This window comes from Caldibacillus sp. 210928-DFI.2.18, assembly GCF_020554505.1.
In the GTDB taxonomy this organism is placed as follows: Bacteria; Bacillota; Bacilli; order Bacillales; family Caldibacillaceae; genus Caldifermentibacillus; species Caldifermentibacillus hisashii.
Genome location: NZ_JAJCHL010000144.1, coordinates 1 through 4933, shown reverse-complemented (window position 1 = coordinate 4933; position 4933 = coordinate 1). Strand labels below are relative to the sequence as shown.

General features: G+C 36.9%; 4 protein-coding genes and 1 riboswitch. Of the genes, 3 read left to right on the top strand and 1 reads right to left on the bottom strand.

Annotated elements, in window-relative coordinates; all coding sequences use genetic code 11:
- Positions 1–273: 273 nt before the first annotated feature.
- Complete coding sequence (gene glf, locus LIZ98_RS16895; RefSeq protein WP_227140334.1) at positions 274–1383, top strand: UDP-galactopyranose mutase; 1110 nt, start codon at positions 274–276, stop codon at positions 1381–1383.
- A 220-nt stretch (positions 1384–1603) separates the two neighbouring features.
- Here glf and LIZ98_RS16890 read toward each other — a convergent pair whose 3' ends face one another.
- Positions 1604–2704, bottom strand: a complete 1101-nt coding sequence (locus tag LIZ98_RS16890; protein ID WP_095141431.1) for a 5-methyltetrahydropteroyltriglutamate--homocysteine S-methyltransferase — start codon at positions 2702–2704, stop codon at positions 1604–1606.
- A 128-nt stretch (positions 2705–2832) separates the two neighbouring features.
- Positions 2833–2936, bottom strand: a riboswitch (SAM riboswitch).
- A gap of 282 nt (positions 2937–3218) precedes the next feature.
- On the opposite strand from LIZ98_RS16890, the gene LIZ98_RS16885 reads away from it, so the two are divergent.
- Entirely contained in the window at positions 3219–4376 is a 1158-nt protein-coding gene (locus LIZ98_RS16885; protein ID WP_227140333.1) for a DUF4317 domain-containing protein, read from the top strand.
- A gap of 229 nt (positions 4377–4605) precedes the next feature.
- Positions 4606–4839: a helix-turn-helix transcriptional regulator gene (locus LIZ98_RS16880; protein ID WP_108897643.1), complete on the top strand. Its 234-nt coding sequence runs from the start codon at positions 4606–4608 to the stop codon at positions 4837–4839.
- The last annotated feature ends 94 nt before the right edge of the window (positions 4840–4933 follow it).

The window sequence follows — 4933 nt, the reverse complement described above, 5'->3', positions numbered from 1 at the left end:
CCAAGTGAAACTGTCCAATAGAACGACTCTCGTGGACAAAATGGAGCCTCAACCAAGTAAAACTGTCCAATAGAGCGGCTCTCGTGGACAAAAAGGGAAGTTAATCAGGAGAAACTGTCCAATAGAGCGGCTCTCATGGACAAAATCGCAAGTCAATCCGTAGAAACAGAGGCTGTCCAAAAAGTCACTAATTTTGACTTTTTGGACAGCCGCTTCTTCATAAAGTGAGAAACGATTTCTGTTAGTGAATTTAAATAGCAAGGTGGAAGAAAGATGAATGAGGATTATTTAGTGGTAGGTTCCGGGCTTTTTGGCAGTACTTTTGCCTATGAAGCTGCCAAACGAGGGAAAAGGGTTAAGGTCATTGAAAAGCGGGACCATATCGGTGGCAATATTTATACTGAAAATTTGGAAGGGATTCAAGTTCATAAATACGGGGCTCATATTTTTCATACAAATAATAAAGAGATTTGGGACTATGTAAACCAATTTGCCGAATTTAATCGATACACAAATAGTCCGATTGCCAATTATAAAGGGGAAATTTATAATCTGCCTTTTAATATGAATACATTTAATAAATTATGGGGTGTGATTACCCCGGAAGAAGCAAAAGCGAAAATTGAGGAACAGAGAAAGGCTAGTGGGATTGAGAAGCCGAGGAATTTGGAGGAGCAAGCCATTTCCTTGGTTGGCACCGATATTTACGAAAAATTAATTAAAGGATATACAGAAAAACAATGGGGAAGGAAAGCGACGGAACTTCCTGCTTTTATCATCAAACGGTTGCCGGTCCGCTTTACATATGACAACAACTATTTTAATGACCGTTATCAAGGTATTCCAATTGGCGGGTATACGCAAATTGTTGAAAAAATGCTTGCAAGTGAACGAATTGATGTGGAATTGAATACCGATTTTTTTGCAAAACGTGAAGAATATTTGCAGGAATTTCCAAAAATTATTTATACCGGAATGATTGACCAATTTTTTGATTATCAATTTGGCGAATTAGAATATCGTAGTTTGCATTTTGAAACGACGATTTTAGGTCAGGAAAATTATCAAGGAAATGCGGTAGTCAATTATACGGATGCAGAAACACCTTTTACGCGAATTATTGAACATAAACATTTTGAATTTGGCAACCAACCAAAAACAGTTATTACAAAAGAATATCCGCGAATGTGGAATAAAGGCGATGAACCGTATTACCCGGTGAATGACGAAAAAAATAATGAAAAATATCGGAAATATAGCGAACTTGCCGGGCAATTGCCAAATGTTATTTTTGGCGGCAGACTTGGTATGTACAAATATTATGATATGCACCAAGTCATTGCCGCAGCCTTATCAGTCGTGAAAAAAGAATTTCATGAATGAGATTTTTCATAGAAAGTGGCTCGGAACAGTAATTCCGAGTCACTTTTTCCTAAAAGACACAATCCTGGAATTTTACAGTGTTCTCGTATTTCTTTGGCGATACCGAAATGTTTGTCACTATGCCCTGTGGTGAATGAACCTATATCTGTAGTGATCCGCAAACTTCTTTGGCGGTATTTACTTATTTTTTCTTTGCCATATGGTATAAAGAACCTAATATCTACAGTGTACCCCAGACTTCTTTTGCGATATCAATAATATATTTTAATTTTGCCCATTGCTCTTCTTCCGTTAACTTATTGCCGTGGTGAGTCGAAGCAAAACCGCATTGTGTACTAATACACAGTTGTTCAAGCGGAACATATTTGGCGGCTTCTTGTATCCGTGCTTTAATTACTTCTTTGTCTTCTAGTTTTCCGGACTTCGATGTGAAAATACCAATAACGACTTTGGGTCCGCCCTTTGGTATATATTTTAAAGGTTCAAAACCACCGGACCGTTCATCATCGTATTCAAGGAAGAAGCCGTCTACTTTTTCCTTAGCAAAAAAGGTGGGGGCGATATAATCATATGGACCCTCAAATGCCCAAGCCGATTGATAATTACCGCGGCATAGATGGGTTGTTACGATTAAGTCATCCGGTTTTCCTTCCAGTACACCATTTGCCACACGTAATGCCAAATCAATTGATTTTTGCCGTTCATCTTCCGGAATATCCGGGATACAGTAACCGGCAATCGCAACATCATCTAATTGCAGGTAACGACAGCCGGCATTATAGAATGCTTGAATCGCATCACGGTATGCTTGAATTAGATCTTTTGCAAAATCTTCAACATCCGGATAAACTTCTTCGTTTAGAATTCCCGGATAGAAAAATTGATTCGGACTCGGAATTGTCATTTTCGCAATGGCCCGGTCGCCGACAATTTCTTTAAATTCGATAAAATCTTGCAAGTGCGGATGGTTCGGATTAAAGCTGACTTTTCCAACAACGCGGACATTATATTTTTCGGTTTCGACGCCAACAAATTGATAACCTTGTTCAGGGATATACCCTTCAACCCCGTTTAAATGCTCCATAAAATCCGTATGCCAAAATCTCCGTCTGAACTCGCCATCCGTCACAGCTTTCAGACCAATTTCAATTTGTTTATCGACAATTCGTTTGATTTCTTCTGTTTCAATGGCTCTTAATTCCTCAGCTGTAATGGTTCCTTCTTGAAAGTCCTTTCTTGCTTTATGGATTCGCTCCGGACGAAGTAGGCTCCCTACTTGATCAGCTTTAAAAGGTGCTTTTGTAATTGTTTTTGTTGTCATTATGTTTCCCTCACTTTTTTATTTTTTTGTTAAGCTTGTCAATATGGTAATTCACCGGTATTGACAAATGAAAAACCTCTCTTCAAGAAAGAAGAGAGGTAAACATAACGATTATAGTTTTCGATCTCTTCTTATCTTCAAGCCAAAAGCTTTCTGGAATTGGCACAGTACTTTTAATAAGTCCGCTGCCGAGGTTTCTTCGGGCCAGTCCCTCCACCTCTCTAGATAAGAATATTTAAAAATATGAAATTAATCTTGTTTATTAATATATACGTATTATTCCTATATGTCAACTATTTTTTTAAAAAACTTGTTATGGACCTTTCGCAAATAATTTTCACCCACATATGAACTTTCTTCAAATTTTAAGCAGATGTATGAGTAAAAATAGAGAAAAATTTTTTATCCCTTCATTAGTGATCGGCTTTATCATACGTGTTGATTGTCTTCTTCCAAAATGGTGAGCATTTGCTTATAATTAGTTAGGTAGACTAATAGAGTAGGGGAAGTTCTTATGAATGTAAAAGACATCGCAAATATCCGAAAGCAATTTAAGTTAGATAATCATCTTTTGCAAGTGAAAGATATTTTTAATGTGTATATTCGAAAAGAAAGCAGTGAAATTTTTTATCAAGAATGTCATCCGTTTCCGATGTTGGACCGGGAGCAGCAAGAATTATTTATGTTGAACTTCAAAAAGGTGTTAACCGGCCAGCTGGATGTAAAACTGTTTGAGCTAAAGTTTCAGGCGGAAGCAGAGGCGCATAGCAAGGACATTCTATACGAGGCAATCCAAAACAATGATGTTGAATCCTGGAAATCACAAATGCTTCTGCTTGTTGAAAAAATGGTCAAAGATATTCAGTATGAAAAAGATATCGTAATTACGTTCATTCGCGGCGAATATTATAAACCAACCAAAAGGACGAATGAGGAGACGGAAGAACACGCAAATGATACCGTATATACCCATCCATTTATCCTTTGTAGCATAAATCGTACCGAACAGCCGAAAAAATCACTGCTTTTTGATTTTGTTGAGCTGGAGTTTAAAGCAAATGTAGTCGTCGATTCAATTATTAATTTAACATCACCAATGTCGGGATTCCTCTTTCCTTGTTTTACGGAAAATTACACTGATATTAATCATATTTTATACTCGACAGGGAAGGCAAACCAACCGGACTATCATATTATTGAGGATGTATTGAATGCGGAACCGGTGATGACCGCTCAAGACGATAAAGCAGTTTTTGAAGAAATTGTTAAAGAAGTGGTTGGTGAGGAAGTAGAACCGTCAACACTTTCGAATGTATATGAAGAAATTAATCGAATGATGGAAAAGGAAGAGGAACAAGATATTCCAAAACTCGATTATAAAGATGTTGAGCAGGTTTTGAAAGCAAGCGGAGTTGAAGATGTAAATCCGGAAAAAGTAGAAATGGCGTTTCAAAAAGTAATTGATGATGAAAAATATGAGCTAAAGGCAACAAGCTTAGTACCAAAATCGATAAAAATTCAAACAAAGGTTGCCAATATCTCAATCAGTCCGCAAGATTTGAAGTATGTTAAACAAGTAACCGTCAGCGGCAAACGTTGTATTTTAATTGAAGTTGATGAAGATGCCGTTATTGAAGGCTTTAAGCTCATACCTGAGACGTTGTTGAGTTGAAAAGGAATCGACTGGAGTAATGAATAAAACGAAGGGTGTCCAAAAGATGTTTATCTTTATGTTCACCCTTTTTTGTTGAATGCAGCTTAGTGAAAGATAACGGTTGCGGCAATATAGATTGGATTATCGTGAAAAAATACCGATGGAGTGTAAAGATACCTTTACATTTTATCGGTATTTTAGTATTATATATGTAAAGATATCTTTACTTTTTATGGAGGTTTGACTAATGCCGGTGATTAACCATATTCGAGAAATCCGTCAAAAAAAGGGGATCTCGCAAATTAAAATGGCTGAGGATTTACAAGTTACACGTCAAACGATAAATGCCATTGAAAAAAACAAGTATAATCCCAGTCTGGAATTAGCATTAAAAATCGTTGCGTATTTTAATATGCCGATTGATGAAATTTTTATTTTACAGGAGGATAAGTCTGAAATTAGCACTTGGGCATGCACCTAAAAAAGTGGGCACAGCAAATAAGCCATCTGTGGATGACTTTTTACGGAATATTCGGATTAATGGTAAAAATTAAGTTGGTTCTACTAAAACACGA